Origin of the sequence: Micromonospora solifontis, from assembly GCF_003725545.1 — a bacterium.
GTDB classification, from domain to species: Bacteria; Actinomycetota; Actinomycetes; order Mycobacteriales; family Micromonosporaceae; genus Micromonospora; species Micromonospora solifontis.
The window spans coordinates 88,068-101,814 of the sequence record NZ_RJLN01000009.1 but is presented as its reverse complement, the minus strand read 5'-3'; the positions used below and the strand labels follow the sequence as shown (position 1 = coordinate 101,814).

Below are 13,747 nucleotides of genomic sequence, written 5' to 3'. Positions count from 1 at the left end.
CCGGGCCGCGACCGCCCGGGACGTCAGCGCGGCGCTGCGCGCCCAGCCCCGCCACGACCCGGGTGGGCTCGCCCGCCGGCTGCCGCCGGCCACCACGCTCGACGACCTCGTCCTCCCCCCGGCGACCCTCGCCGCGGTGCGGGACCTCGTCGCGCACGCCCGCCACGCCGCCGCCGCGCACGACCGGCTGGGGTTCACCGGCCGGCGGGGCCGGGCCGTCATCGCGCTGTTCCACGGGCCGTCCGGCACCGGCAAGACCGCCGCGGCCGAGGCGGTCGCCGCGGCGATCGGCCGCGACCTGTGGGTCGTCGACCTGGCCCGGGTGGTGACCAAGTGGCTCGGGGAGACCCAGCGCAACCTCGACGCCGTGCTGCGCGACGCCGCGACCGCCGGGGCGGTGCTGCTCTTCGACGAGGCGGACGGGCTGTTCGGCAAGCGGGGCGAGGTCAGCGATGCCCGCGACCGGTACGCCAACCTGGAGATCGACCACCTGTTGCAGCGCATCGAGGTGCACACCGGCGTGGTGGTGCTGACCAGCAACCGCCCGTCCGCGCTGGACGACGCGTTCGCCCGGCGGATCCGGCTCGCCGTCCGGTTCGACCCGCCCGACCACGACGAGCGGGAACTGCTCTGGCGCCGCCATCTGCCCGGCGCGGACACCGCGGCGGTCGCCCGCGAGGAGCTGTCCGGGGCCACCATCCGGGCCGCCGCGCTGGCCGCCACGGTCAGCGCCATCGCCGCGGGCACGGAGGTGCGGTCCGAGCACCTGCACGCCGCCGTGCGCCGCGAGCTGGAGAAGAGCCGCCGTCCACCGACCGCCCGGAGGCACCGGTGACCGATATCCACGTGACCGTCGACGCGCCGCCCGAGCCGGGTCTGCTGCGCGCCGCGATCGAGGCCGCGCTGGCCGGGCGGGCCTGGCCGGACGGGCCGGAGGCGACCGTCGCGCGGGCCGTCGCCGAGCACGTGACAGGGGATCACCACGGACCGGGGAGCGGGTCATGTTGATGCGCGGGATGCTGCTGTCCTTCTCCGACCCGGTGGCGGGGATGGTGCCGAGCCTGGTGCCGTTCCAGTACAACCCGGCCGAGGTCACCCGGGTGCTGCGGGTGCAGTCCGGGACGTCCGGCGGGTCCGGGCTGCGGGTGGGCGGGCCGCCGGTGGAGTCGTACACGTTGAAGATCGAACTCGACGCGCTGGACGCGATCGACAAGCCGATCACCGGGGCGCTCGGCATCGGCCCCCTGCTGGCGACCATCGAGGGGTTGTTGGAGCCGGGCGGCGGCGGGCTGGCGGCGCTGGTCGGGGCGGTCGCCGGTGCGCTCGGCGGCGGTGGCGGCGGTGCCCCGCCGGTGCCCGCGCCGTCACTGCCGCTGGTGGTGCTCGCCTGGAGCCTGGAGCGGATCGTCCCGGTCCGGGTGGACAGCTGCACCATCCACGAGACCGGCTTCGACGCGCTGCTGCAACCCGTGCAGGCCACCGTGGACCTGTCGCTGACCGTGCTGCGCGGCCGGGACCTCAGCGAGGACATGAAGCTGGCGACCGTGCTGGCGACGGCCTACCAGGCGGTACGCACCGCCAGCGCCACCGTCGGCATCGCCCAGGGCGTGGAGCTGATGCTGTGACCGGCCGGTACGCGGACCAGCCGCAGCTGGACGTGGCGCAGGACGACGGCACGACCCGGCCGATGTCGACCCCGCGGATCAGCGTCGCGCCGAGGGCCGACGTGGTCTATCCGGTCCGCGCCGGTGACCGGCTCGACCTGCTCGCCGCGGCCGCGTTGAACGACAGCACCCGATGGTGGGTGATCGCCGACGCGAACCCGGCCGCCGACGCGCTCACCCTGGAGGAGCCGGGCACGATGCTGGCGGTGCCCGATGCCTGACACCCGGACCGTGATCACCGTCGCCGGCGCGCCGTTGACCGCGAAGCAACTGGACCTGGTGCGGAGCGTCAGCGTCGAGGAGTCGCTGGGCAGCCCGGACAAGGCCAGCGTCACCGTCGCGATGGACACCGACAACAACAGCGCCTGGCACAGTTCGTTGGACGCCCTGGTCGCGCCGGCCACCCCGTTCACGGTACGGGTGAGCCGAGGCGACACCAGCTACGAGCTCGACGCGCGCAGCGTGAGCGCGAACTGGAACTTCACCCCCGGCGGGCTGTCCACCCTCACCGTGGAGGGGATGGACCGCAGCGTCGAGATGGACCGCCGCGACGTGCAGCGGCTGTGGCAGGACACCACCGACTCGACGATCGCGCAGACCCTGTTCGGGCAGTACGGTCTCGCCGCGCGGGTCGAGTCCACCCCGGCCGGCACCGATTCGGCCACCTACTCGCCGCAGCAGAGCGGCACCGACTGGGCCTTCCTGCGGGGCCTCGCCGGGCGCAACGGGTTCGACCTGCACGTCGAGTCGATCGACGGGGTGGTCACCGGGGTGTTCCGGCGGATCAACCCGACCGCGGCGGCGCAGGGCACGCTCCGGCTGGGCTACGGCGAGCTCGGCGGCCCGGCCACGGCGTCCGTGCAACTGCTCGCCGGGCAGGAGGTGCACCTGACCCGGACGGTCCCGGGCACCACCGACACCGACGTGGCGAGCGACCCGGGCACCGGCAACGCGATGGGACCCCGCTCGCTCGGCGGGGCCACCCTGATCCGTACCCACGCCGCGGCCGGGATCAGCGTGCTGGACGCCCGGACCACCGCGACGGCGATGGCCGAGCGCAGCGCGTTCGGCGCGTCCCTGGCCACCACGCTGACCGCCCCCGACATGCCGCTGGTCCGCGCCCGCCGCACCGTCACCGTCGCCGGGCTCGGCCCGACGCTGGACGGACTCTGGCTGGTGAAGTCGGTGCGGCACACCATCACCCCCGGCGGGCACAGCCAGGCGCTGGGCCTGATCCGCAACGCCCTGGGCAGCGGACCGGCCGGCGCCGGCGGCCTGGCCGCCCTGGCCGCGGCGGTGGCGCTGTGAACGGCGGCTACCTCGGGCTGTTCCCCGGCACCGTGCACGACAACGACGACCCGGAGAAGAAGTGCCGGATCAAGGTGGACGTTCCCGAACTGCTGGACGGCCCGACCGGCTGGTGCCTGCCCGCGCTGCCGTACGCCGGGGACGGCTGCGGCTTCGCGCTGGTGCCCCCGGTGGGCGCGGCCGTGCTCGTGCAGTGGCCGCGCGGCGACCTGTCCGCGCAGCCGGTCTGGTCGGGGGCGAACTGGAGCGCCGGCCAGGCGGTGCCGGGCGCCGGGCCGGACACCGTCGTCCTGCTCACCCCCGGCGGGCACCGGCTGGAGCTGTCCGACGCCGACGGCGCGCTCACCGTCACCTCCTCGGCGGGTCCGGTCATCACCCTCGACGACGACGGCGTACGCGTCGACAACGGCTCCGGCGCGACCATCGTCATGCGCAACGGGCAGGTCGACATCAACGACGGCGCACTGGTGGTGAAGTGACATGCCCGGCTACCTGTTGACCACCGCCACCGTGGCGACCTGCCCGCACGGCGGCTCGGCGAGCTTCACCGCCGGCCAGGACCGGGTGTTGGCGGACGGCGCGGCGGTGCTGGTGGTCTCCGACAGCGCGACGATCAGCGGCTGCCCGTTCGTGGTCGGCACCGTCGCCAGCCCGTGCACGACGGTGCGCTGGCAGGCCCCGGCCACCCGGGTCACCGCCGGCGACCCGGTGCTGCTGGACACCAGCGTGGGGTTGTGCCTGAACGCGGCGTCCGCGCCGCAGGGGAAGCTCCAGATCAGCTCCAACCAGTCGAAGGTGGAGGGACGATGACCCGCTTCGCCGCCCAGCCCTGGGCCGTCGGCGCCGGCCGCCGGCTGGCCACCCGCTCCGCGCTGGAGCACCTGGACGACCTGGTCCGCCTGGTCCTGCTCACCGGGCCGAACGAGCGGCTGCACCGGCCCGGCTTCGGCGCCGGGCTGGGCCCGTCGACGCTGTTCCAGCCGCTCTCCCCCGACCTGGCCGGCACGGTGCGGGCCCGCGCCCGGGGCAGTCTCACCGACGCGCTCGGCGACCGGCTGGACGTGGTGGACGTGACCGTGACCGTCGCCGACTCGACGCTGTCCGCGCAGGTGGTCTACCGGCCCCGGCCGGCGGGCGAGACCCGCACGGTCACCCTCACCCTGCCGGCGGCGGCGCTGTGACCACCTACGACGCGTACACCGAGCCGGTGCAGCCGCAGGCCAGCGGGCTGCTCCGGCCGGCGGCGCTGTTCGCCGGCGGCACGGTCATCGGGCTGCGCGCGGCCAGCGCCACCGGATCGGGCACCACCCGCACGGTGTCGGTCTGGCTCTACGACGACCCGCCGGCCGGGCTGACCGCCGCCGGGCTGTGGTCGTTCCAGGGCCGCCCCGCGGTCACCGTCACCGGCCCGGGGACGATCGTCGCGGCGGCCACCGACCCGGACGGCAACCCGGTCCCCGCGCACCTCGACCTGCCCGTGCGGGCGGTGGGCGCGGTGCTGCCCGGCCGGGCGCCGTACCGACTGGGCATCGACCCGGCGGGCCTGGCCGGGCTCGGACTCCAGCTCGACCCGCTGCGCCGGCACCTGCCGGTACGGCTGCGTCCCGAGTGCGGCGACGTGCCGGACTGCGTCCGGATCCCGGCGCAGCCGGCCCCGCTCACCCCGCCCGACTACGACACCCTGGCCCGCGACTACGCCGGGCTGCGGGCGATGCTGCTGGACCGGTTGGACGTGCTCGCCCCGAACTCCGACCACTCCCCGGCCGACGTCACGGTCACCCTGCTCGAACTCCTGGCGCACCTCGGTGACCTGCTGCACTACCGCCTGGACCGGGTCGCCACCGAGTCCTGGCTGGGCACCGCCCGGCGCCGCGCCAGCGTCACCCGGCACGCCCGGCTGGTCGACCACCCGGTGCCGCCCGCGATCAGCGCCGCCACGTTCGTGCAGGTGCGGCGGGCCCACCCGGGCGCCGGCCCGACCGACGGCAGCTTCGTCGTCCAGCCGGGGGACACCGCGACCGACGCGCCCGGCGACCCGGACCGGTCGCCCGAGGCCGCGCACTTCACGCTGGAGACCGCCGCGCCCGTCACCGTCTTCGCCTCACACGCCGAGGTGCCGCTGTACGACTGGACCGAGGCCGACGCGGTGCTGACCGCCGGCGCGACCAGCGCGGTGCTGGTCCGTCCCCGACCCGCCGACGGGACCCCGCTGGCGACCTGGCTGCCGGTGGGCTCGCTGCTCGCCTTCGAGGTGGTCGCGCCCGGTCCGGCCGGCGCCCAGCAGGACTGGGCCCGGCGGGTCACCGACTGGCCGCCGGACGACGGCGGCGGCGAGCAGATCCGCCTCCCGCTCGCCTCGTACCCGGCGCAGGTGGTCCGGGTGACCCACGCGGTCGAGATGACCGACCCGCTCTCCCCCGGCCTGCCGCTGGTGCGGGTGTTCTGGGACGCGGCGGACGCGCTGACCCGGCCGGTGCCGGTCAGCGTGGACCACTCCGGCGGCACCCCGCGGGTCGGCGTGGCCCGGCTCGGCGTCCTGCCGGCCCACCACGGCCTGCTGGTCGACGGTCCGGCGGCGGTCGCGCCGCTCGACCCGCTCACCGGCGGGCGGCCCGACCCGGCCCGCGAACGGGTCGCGGACTATCTGCTCGTCCGGGCCGGCACGGCCGGGCTGTCCTGCGCGCCCGGCGGGCGACCGTGGCGGCTGGACACCCGGGTGGCGCTGCCCAGCGGGGTCGTGGTCGGGGCGACCCGGGTGACCAGCCTGCTGCGGGCGACCGCGGAGGGGTTCAGCGTGGTGGTCGACCACGACGACGAGCACCCGCCCCGGCTGCGGTTCCGCACGGGCGTGCTGGGCGTGGTGCCACCGACCCGGTCGACGGTGACGGTGCGCTACGAGGTGGGCGCCGGCCCGGACGGGTTGATCGCCGCGAACACGCTGACCCGCCTGGTGCGGACCGCCTCCGCTGTCGGGCAGCCGTGCGTCTGGGCGGAGGCCGGCGCGGGGGTCACCGCGCGCAACCTCACGCCGGGGGTGGGCGGTGCCGCGGCGGTGCCGCTCGACGACGTACGCCGGGACGCCCCGCAGGCGTACGCGGCGGTGCCCCGGCGGGCGGTGCTGGTGAGCGACCTGCCGCCGTTCGCCACACAGGTGCCCGGGGTGGCCCGGGCCGCGGCGCGGCGCTCCTGGTCCGGTTCCTGGCCGGTCGGGTTGGTGGCCGTGGAGACCGGGACCGACCGGGCCGACCCGGCGGTCGACGCGGCCGTGGGCGAGGTGATGGACGCGGTGCGGATGGCCGGCACGGAGGTGGTCACCCTGCCGGCGACCCCGGTCGGCCTGCTCGTCGCGGTGACCGTGTGCCTGACCCCGGGGACCGACCCGACGCTGGCCCGGCTGCGGATCCTGGCGGCACTGCGGCCGGGCCGGCCGGGGGCGGTCTTCTCCCCCACCGCCCACCCGCTCGGCACCTCGGTGTACGTGTCGACGGTCGTCGCGGCCGTCGCCGCCGTGCCCGGGGTGGACGCGGTCCGGGTGACGGAGGCCCGCCGGCTGTCCGAGCCGGCCGGCACGTACCACGAGGTGCTGGTGGTCGGTCCGGACGAGATCGCGGTCTGCGACGACGACGCGGCCGCGCCGGACCGGGGCCGGATCGAACTCACCGTGGAGGGCGGCCGATGAACGCGCCCGAGCCCCGCGAGCTGACGCCCCGCCCCGACCCGCCGCCGGGGCTGTCCCGGCTGCGCCGCCGGCTGGCCGACCGGCACGACTTCCGCGACGCGCTGCTGGCCGGGATCGCCGGCACACCGAGGCCGGACGGCGGCCCGCTGGGCGGGCGGCTGGACGTGGCCGGCGACCCGACCGTGGTCACCGTCGCCGAGCTGTGGTCGCGGGTGGCCGACTCGGTCGCCGCGTACACCGAACTCACCGCCGGCGAGCGTTACCTGGGCACCGCACAGGACTGGACGGACCTGCGCCGCACCACCGAACTGCTCGGCCACCGGCCGACCCAGCGGGCCGCCGCGCGCGGCTGGATCCGCTGCACCACGGACACCGGCGCGAGCCCGCTCGTCCCGGCCGGCACCCGGGTGCAGGCGCCGGGCACGGCCACCAGTGCGGCGCAGACCTTCGAGGTGGTCACCGACACCCCGCTGCGCGCCGACTGGGCGGATCTCACGGTCACCGCCGTGCCGGCCCCGCAGCCGCCGCCGGACCGCGCGCTGCGGCTGCTCACCGACCCCGGCTTCGCCGCCGGGGACCGGGTCGCGCTGGTCGCCGAGAAGCCCTCCGGGTACGTGCCGATGCCGTCGACCTGGTGGGGCTGGCTCGGCTGGATGTCCGTCGTCTACACGCTGTACGCCAGCAACCTGTCGCTGCGCGCCGTGGTGACCGTGACGAAGAAGTCCGACGACCTGGGCGCCTTCCTGGTCACCACCGACCGGGTGCTCACCGGGCTGCTGGCCCCCGAGAGCGGCACCACCTACGCCGCCTACCGGGTCCGGGCGCGGCTGTCGCTGGCGCACCGGCTCAGCAAGCTGTCCTACGTGAACTCCTCCGGCGCCGCCGCGACCGCCGCCGTCAGCTATCCGGGCGAGGCGGCGGCGGTCGGCGCCGGTCACCTGCTGGTGACCGACGCGAGCGCGGCGAGCCCGGGGATGAACATCCTCGTCGCCAACCGGTACGGGGCGTTCGTCACCACGGTCAAGTCGGTCAGCGGCGTGGACTGGTCGGTCGCGCCGGGCACCCGGCACCACGTCGGACGGATCGAGCTGACCGGGTCGCTGCCGGCGGGCCAGCAGGACGACGACATCGAGATCCTGCTGGTCGACCAGCGGGTCGTCGCCCAGCACCACGAGCTGCCGCCGCTGGCGCCCGGCGGGACCCGGCTGCGGGTGCACCCCCGCCCCGCCGAGGCACCCAACCGGATCGTCGTACGGACCACCGCCGGCTGGGAGCTGGCGGACTGTTCGCGGGACGCCGCCGACACCACCGACGACGTGGGCGGCATGCTGCTGGTCCTCGGCGCCGGGCTCACCGGGACGGCCGCGAAGGCCCCGGCGACCGGGAACCTCGTCCCGGTACGGCACGGCGAGACCCACCGGGGGCCGCTGACGGTGACCGACGGCGGCGCCGTCGTCCCCGGCCCCGTCACCGCCGACGTCGACCCGGCGGGCCGGGTCACCGACAGTCTCACCGTGCGCGTCGGCGGGGTGGCCTACGACGAGGTCGACAGCCTGTACGGGCGGGACCCGGCCGCGCCGGTGTTCACCACCCGGCTCGCCGCCGACGGCCGCCTCGTGCTCCGCTTCGGCGCCGAGGCGGTGCGGGGCGAGGTGACGGCGACCTGGCGGGTCGGCGGCGGCCTGGTCGGCGAGCTGGACGCGACCCGGATCGACACGCTGCTCGGCAGCGTGCGCGGCGTCCGCAAGGTCGCCGGGGTGGGCCGGACCACCGGCGCCGCCGACCAGGAGGACCCGCTGCGGATGCGGCGCGCCGCCGCGGCCCGGATCCGGGCGCTGGACCGCGCGGTGTCGGTGGACGACCTGGCCGACCTGGCGCTCGGCGTGCCGGGGACGAGCCACAGCGTGGCCTGGCGGGGCGCCGGACCGCCGGGCTGCCCGTGCGGCGGGGTCGGGCTGCACGTGGCGTCGCTGCGGTTCGGCGAGACGGGGGTACGCGCGCCGCTCCCCGCCGAACTGGCCACGCTCGCCGGCTACCTGGACGCCCGCCGGGACACCTCGGTGGGGCTGTGCGTGTGCGCGGGGGTGCCGAGCGCGCTGACCGCCACCCTGACGGTGGCCGCCGACCCGCGCCGCGACCCGGTGACCGTGCGCGAGGCGGTCCGCGCGGCGCTGCTCGACCCGGCCGGACCGCTCGCGCCCCGGCCGCGTGAGCTCGGCGTACCGCTCGACGCGAGCGACGTGCTGGCGGTGGCGCAGGCGGTCACCGGGGTGGTCGGCGTGGTCGCGCTGTCGGTCACCTCGGGCGTGCGCGCGCCGTCCACCGCCGAGGCCGCGATCGGCCGCACGCCGGCGGAACGGTACGAACTGCTGAGCCTGACGGCGGTGACGGTCCAATGAGTGAACGTTTTCTGCGGATGGTGCCGCCGGCGCTGCTGCGCGCCGCGCCGGACGGCACCGAGCCGCCGCCGCAGCTCGCGCTGCTGGCGGCGCTGGAGGAGCAGTGGCTGCTGCTCGCCGCGGACGTCGACCGGGTGCTCGACGACGCCTTCCCGGACAGCGCCGCCGAGTGGGCGCTGCCGTACCTGGGCGCGCTGCTCGGGCTGCCGCCCGACGCCGGCCGGCGGGAGATCGCGTACGCCACCGCGCTGCGCCGGCGCAAGGGGACCCCGGCCGCGCTGGAGGACTTCGCCGAGGTCGTCACGGGCTGGTCGGCGCGGGTGATGGAGGGCTGGACGGCCACGGTGTGGTGCCAGCAGCTGCGCCACCCGGTCCGGCGTACCGCCTCGCTCGACCTGCGCAGGGGCGAGCACCTGCTGGCGGGCACCGGGCTCGACCCGGCCCGGCGGTCGGTGACCCCGGGCGGGTCGTACCACCCGGCGGCGGCGACCGTGCAGGTGTTCCCGTGGCAGGTGCTCGGCTACGACCAGGTCCAGGTGGCGCCGCTGGGCGGGGGCCGGTTCGCCCTGCACCCGCTGGGCGTGAGCGCACCGCTGTACCTGCGGCCGCGGCCGCTGGAGATCGCCAGCGACGCCGAGGACGAGCGACCGCCGGGCGAGCCGCCCGTGCCGCGCCGTCCGCGCGCGCCCGGCGAGCTTCCGGTACGCGCCACCTGGCGGCTGATCGACGCGCTGGGCGAGGTGAGCTACGGGCCGGTGTGGACCCTCGCGCCCGACCACCCGCTGACCGGCGACGGACCGGCGCTGCTGGAGCTGACCGTGGACGGCGTGCCGCTGCCCTGGGCGAGGATCGGCCTGACCGCTTTGCCGCCGGTCGGGTCGCCGGCGGCCCCGGCGGGGACCGTGCTGGTCGACCCGTACCGGGGGGTGGTGAAGCCCGCCGGGGACGTGACCGGCACCCTGCGCGCCACCTTCTACCGGGCCGTCCCGGGCCGGCTCGGCGCGGTGGCGAGCACCGCCGAGACCCGCGACGACGCGGGCGTGGTGATCGTCGTCGACCCGGCGTCGGGTCCGCACCCGGCCGGGCAGATCGTGGTGCCCACGCTGAGCGCGGCGTTCGCCGCCGCCACGGCGGCGACCGGCAGCCCCAGCGAGCCGGACGCGCCGCAGGTGGAGATCCGGCTGCTCACCAGCGACCGGCTGGCCGCGCCGGCCGGGCCGGTGACCGGCACCCCGGCGCTGACCCGGTGGCGGGTGGTCGCCCCGACCGGCTGCACCCCGGTGATCACCGGGGACCTGTCCCTGCGGCTGACGGACGTGCAGGTGGAGCTCTCCGGGTTCCTGCTCGCCGGCGCGTTGCGGATCGGCCCGGAGCCGGCCGGTGTCGACCTGGTCGGGATCACCTGCGACCCGACGTCCGGGCACGGGATCGAGGTGGATCCGACGGCGTGGACGGTGCGGTTGACCGCGACGCGCTGCCTGCTCGGCCCGGTCCGTGCCGACCTGTCGGCGTATCCGATCGAGCTGACCGACTGCGTGGTCGACGGGCGGGGCGCGGCGCTGATGCCGTGCGGCGGGGACCCGGGTGGCGACCCGGGCCGCGCCGCGGTCGCCGCCGCCGACCGGTTCCCGCCCGACCTGGCCGCCACCGGGGTCACCTTCGTCGGGCCGGTCGGGGCCGACGAGGTGTGGGTGACCGACTGCCTGTTCACCGGCGGGCTGCGGACGACCGTCACGTCGACCGGCTGCGTGCGCTACTGCCACCTGGGCGAACACGACGCGCCGCAGGCCCACCCGCCCGCGTACCACAGCCTGACCGGTCCGTTGCCCCGCTTTGGCGGGATCGGCTTCGACTCGGCCGGCTACTACGCGCCGGTGGTCGACGCCCCGGCGGCCCGTCCGTCGTCCGCGCTGCTCACCGGCGCGAGCGACGGCGGCGAGATCGGCGCGTACCACCACGCCCGTCGGGGGCCGCTGGCCGTCCGGCTGGCGCAGCGCCTGCCCGAGATGACCCCGTTGACCGTGCATCCGCACCTGAGCGTCGCGCACCCGGAGGAATGACATGACCGGAGACGTCACCAGCGTCCCGTTGCGCCCCACCGACCGGTGGACCGCGGCGCTCCTGCAGCAGGGCCGGGTGCTGCTCGACACCGACTGGAACCTGGCGGTCGGCGGCCCCGCCCGGGACGCCCGGCAGCTCGCCCGCGACGCGATCGGCCCGGCCGGCGTGCCGGTCGGCAGCACCGCCTTCAAGGTGGAGTTCGTGGGCGGGGCGCTGACGGTCCGCGCCGGGACGATGTGGATCGGCGGACTGCTCGCCCGCAACCCCGCCGACCTGGCGTACGCGGCGCAGCCGGAGATCGCCGCGCTGCCCGCGTCCGGCCTGGTGAACGTCTACCTCGACGCGTTCGTCGAGGAGGTGCAGGCGGCGGAGGACCCGAGCCTGCTCGACCCGGCCCTCGCCGGGGTGGACACCACCACCCGGACCCGGGTCGGCTGGCGGGTGCGGGCGGCGGCCACGACCTCGGCCACCTGTTCGGTGGCCGGCCTGCCCGCGCCGGTGTCGACGGGGCGGCTGGACGTGGCCCGGACCGCCGCGCCGGTGCCGGCGGACCCGTGCGCGCCGCCGGACGACCCGCGCAGCAAGCTGCCCGACGGGCTGCTGCGCATCGAGGTGCTCGACGCGGGCAGCGAGAAGACGGCCCGGTTCGCCTGGTCGTACGCGAACGGCAGCGAGGCGGTGGCGGCGAAGGTGGCCGGCACCGCGGTGACCCTGGCCCCGTCGCCGGCGGTGACGTTCGCCCCCGGCGACCTGGTCGAGGTGTCCACGCTGGCCCGGCGGGCCGACCGGCGCAACCACGGCGCGCTGTTCACCGTGGCGGCGGTGGCGCCGTCGGCCGGCGGCGACACGGTCACCCTCGGCACGGCCAGCCCGCTGGCGGGCGACCCGCCCGGCACCTGCCTGCGGCGCTGGGACGGGCAGGTGGTCGGCGCGGCCGGCGCGGTGCCGCTGACCCTCGGCGGCGCCGATGTCGGCATCGCCTTCACCGCCCGCCCCGGCGCCTACCAGGTCGGCGACTGGTGGGGGGTGCGGGTACGCGGCAGCGCCGCGGACGCGGTGGAGACGCTGACCAACGCCCCGCCCGACGGCGTGGTGCACACGGCCGCGCCGCTGGCCGTGGTGGACCTGACGAACAAGGCGGTGCTCACCGACTGCCGGCCGACCTTCCCGCCGCTGACCGGCCTGCGCGGCGGCACCTGCACGGTGACCGCGTTCCCCGGCGACGACCTGCAGGCCGCCCTGGACGCGTTGCCCGCCACCGGCGGCGAGCTGTGCCTGGCCGCCGGGACCTACCGCGTCACCGCTCCACTCACCGTCAAGGACAAGCAACGGGTGGTGGTGACCGGCGTCGGACCGGCCACCGTACTTGTCGGGGAGAAGCATGAGGCGGTCCTGATCGCCACCCGCTGTCCCGAGATCGAGGTGACCCGGCTGCGGGTCGAGTCCGACCTGCCCACGGGCAGCCCACCCGGCGACGCGCACCTGCTGGGCGCGTTGAGCTTCCTGGGCTGCCGTTGGGTGCGGGTCCGGGACTGCCAGGTGTGGTGCCCCGACTCGTCCGGGCGGGCACAGTCGGGCATCTACGCGGCCCCCGATGCCGAGGGGCGCCGACCGTCCATGGTGGAGGTGCGTGACAACCTGCTGCTGATCGGCGACCAGCAGATCGGTATCCTCGTCGCCTCGGCGCTGGACAGCCTGATCGTCGACAACATCGTCGCGCTGGCGGAACCCCGGGCACCCCGCACGGTGACCCGCGCGGTGGCCCGCGAACTGGGCCGATACGTCGCCGGTCACTTGACCGCCAACCCGACCGCCGGGGACAGGGCGGTCCGGTTGGCCGACGAACGCACGGTACGGATGGATGGCCCCGCCGCGCTGCGCCGGCTGGCCGCCGAATGGGCCAAGGGCACCTCGGCACGACGCCTGCGGTCCAGCGCCTCGGCACAGCGGGCGCTCGCCCGGTTCGTCGCGACGAGCGTCACCGAGCCGCACCAGGCGGCGGTCGGCAAGCTCAGCGCCCGCTTCCTCGCTGCGGCGGTCAGCGACCTCGGGGCGGTGGGGCAGGGCATCGTGGTGGCCGGGGACCACGGAGACCGCGTCCGGGTCGAGGGCAACCAGGTGCTGCGGGCGGTGCAGGGCGTCCACGTGGCGCTGCGGGCGGCCAACGGGGTTCGGCGGGTGCTCGGTAAGGTGGTGATCACCAACAACACGGTGACCAGCGAAGTCCCGTTCTTCTGGGCCCGCCAGCGGCACGCCTTCTACGTCGGCAGCTTCACCAGCCTGACCATGCTGGACAACCGTGCCGAGTTGCGGCGCATGGGCGACGAGGGCACCCCGGTCGACGCCGTCCGGGTGATCGGCCAGTTCGGGGCGTTCCTGCAACTGCGCGGCCTCGACGCGTCCGGGCCGTTCCGGGCCGGCGTGCTGCTGCGCGACGAGGGATCAGCGCAGCGGGTGTCGCTGCGTTACGTCAGCGATGTGCTCAACCCGCTGGGCGTCGGAGTACGCGTGGAGTTGGGATCGTTCACGCTGGACCGTTGCATACCCTGACGAAGAGGATTATTCTCAGAAGTCCAGGCATACGACAACCCGCGGTAGGGACAGCCGAGGCCTTGTGTCACGGATGAGGGGTTCGA

General features: G+C 76.4%; 12 protein-coding genes. All 12 read left to right on the top strand.

The window, feature by feature from the left end; genetic code table 11:
* Positions 1 to 835 (top strand): ATP-binding protein (locus EFE23_RS05330; protein WP_148058416.1); only part of this gene is annotated, 835 nt, incomplete at its 5' end.
* Positions 832 to 1,008: a hypothetical protein gene (locus tag EFE23_RS28135; RefSeq protein WP_158675835.1), complete on the top strand. Its 177-nt coding sequence runs from the start codon at positions 832 to 834 to the stop codon at positions 1,006 to 1,008. The genes EFE23_RS05330 and EFE23_RS28135, both read left to right, overlap by 4 nt.
* On the top strand, positions 1,002 to 1,625 hold the full coding sequence (locus EFE23_RS05325; protein WP_148058415.1) for a hypothetical protein: 624 nt from the start codon (positions 1,002 to 1,004) through the stop codon (positions 1,623 to 1,625). Before EFE23_RS28135 ends, EFE23_RS05325 begins: the two co-directional genes overlap by 7 nt.
* Positions 1,622 to 1,885 (top strand): hypothetical protein, encoded by a 264-nt coding sequence (locus tag EFE23_RS05320; protein ID WP_123239753.1) that lies wholly within the window; start codon positions 1,622 to 1,624, stop codon positions 1,883 to 1,885. Before EFE23_RS05325 ends, EFE23_RS05320 begins: the two co-directional genes overlap by 4 nt.
* Positions 1,878 to 2,972, top strand: a complete 1,095-nt coding sequence (locus EFE23_RS05315) for a phage late control D family protein (protein ID WP_123239752.1) — start codon at positions 1,878 to 1,880, stop codon at positions 2,970 to 2,972. Before EFE23_RS05320 ends, EFE23_RS05315 begins: the two co-directional genes overlap by 8 nt.
* Positions 2,969 to 3,451 carry a phage baseplate assembly protein V gene (locus EFE23_RS05310; protein WP_123239751.1) on the top strand — a complete coding sequence of 161 codons (483 nt, stop codon included), beginning with the start codon at positions 2,969 to 2,971 and terminating at the stop codon, positions 3,449 to 3,451. The genes EFE23_RS05315 and EFE23_RS05310 overlap by 4 nt, the downstream gene beginning before the upstream one ends.
* A gap of 1 nt (position 3,452) precedes the next feature.
* Positions 3,453 to 3,782: a hypothetical protein gene (locus tag EFE23_RS05305; RefSeq protein WP_123239750.1), complete on the top strand. Its 330-nt coding sequence runs from the start codon at positions 3,453 to 3,455 to the stop codon at positions 3,780 to 3,782.
* On the top strand, positions 3,779 to 4,153 hold the full coding sequence (locus EFE23_RS05300; RefSeq protein WP_123239749.1) for a hypothetical protein: 375 nt from the start codon (positions 3,779 to 3,781) through the stop codon (positions 4,151 to 4,153). The genes EFE23_RS05305 and EFE23_RS05300 overlap by 4 nt, the downstream gene beginning before the upstream one ends.
* Positions 4,150 to 6,651, top strand: coding sequence for a baseplate J/gp47 family protein (locus tag EFE23_RS05295; RefSeq protein WP_123239748.1), 2,502 nt, complete (start codon positions 4,150 to 4,152; stop codon positions 6,649 to 6,651). Before EFE23_RS05300 ends, EFE23_RS05295 begins: the two co-directional genes overlap by 4 nt.
* On the top strand, positions 6,648 to 9,050 hold the full coding sequence (locus EFE23_RS05290) for a baseplate J/gp47 family protein (protein ID WP_123239747.1): 2,403 nt from the start codon (positions 6,648 to 6,650) through the stop codon (positions 9,048 to 9,050). Before EFE23_RS05295 ends, EFE23_RS05290 begins: the two co-directional genes overlap by 4 nt.
* Positions 9,047 to 11,110, top strand: a complete 2,064-nt coding sequence (locus EFE23_RS05285; RefSeq protein ID WP_148058414.1) for a hypothetical protein — start codon at positions 9,047 to 9,049, stop codon at positions 11,108 to 11,110. The genes EFE23_RS05290 and EFE23_RS05285 overlap by 4 nt, the downstream gene beginning before the upstream one ends.
* Before the next feature lies 1 nt (position 11,111).
* Positions 11,112 to 13,661, top strand: coding sequence for a DUF6519 domain-containing protein (locus tag EFE23_RS05280; RefSeq protein WP_123239745.1), 2,550 nt, complete (start codon positions 11,112 to 11,114; stop codon positions 13,659 to 13,661).
* The last annotated feature ends 86 nt before the right edge of the window (positions 13,662 to 13,747 follow it).

Excerpts from the sequence above, each read along its gene's own strand:
- EFE23_RS05325 (WP_148058415.1), top strand. The coding sequence starts at position 1,002 with ATGTTGATGCGCGGGATGCTGCTGTCCTTCTCCGACCCGGTGGCGGGG.
- EFE23_RS05315 (WP_123239752.1), top strand. The coding sequence starts at position 1,878 with ATGCCTGACACCCGGACCGTGATCACCGTCGCCGGCGCGCCGTTGACC.
- EFE23_RS05305 (WP_123239750.1), top strand. The coding sequence starts at position 3,453 with ATGCCCGGCTACCTGTTGACCACCGCCACCGTGGCGACCTGCCCGCAC.
- EFE23_RS05300 (WP_123239749.1), top strand. The coding sequence starts at position 3,779 with ATGACCCGCTTCGCCGCCCAGCCCTGGGCCGTCGGCGCCGGCCGCCGG.
- EFE23_RS05290 (WP_123239747.1), top strand. The coding sequence starts at position 6,648 with ATGAACGCGCCCGAGCCCCGCGAGCTGACGCCCCGCCCCGACCCGCCG.
- EFE23_RS05285 (WP_148058414.1), top strand. The coding sequence starts at position 9,047 with ATGAGTGAACGTTTTCTGCGGATGGTGCCGCCGGCGCTGCTGCGCGCC.
- EFE23_RS05280 (WP_123239745.1), top strand. The coding sequence starts at position 11,112 with ATGACCGGAGACGTCACCAGCGTCCCGTTGCGCCCCACCGACCGGTGG.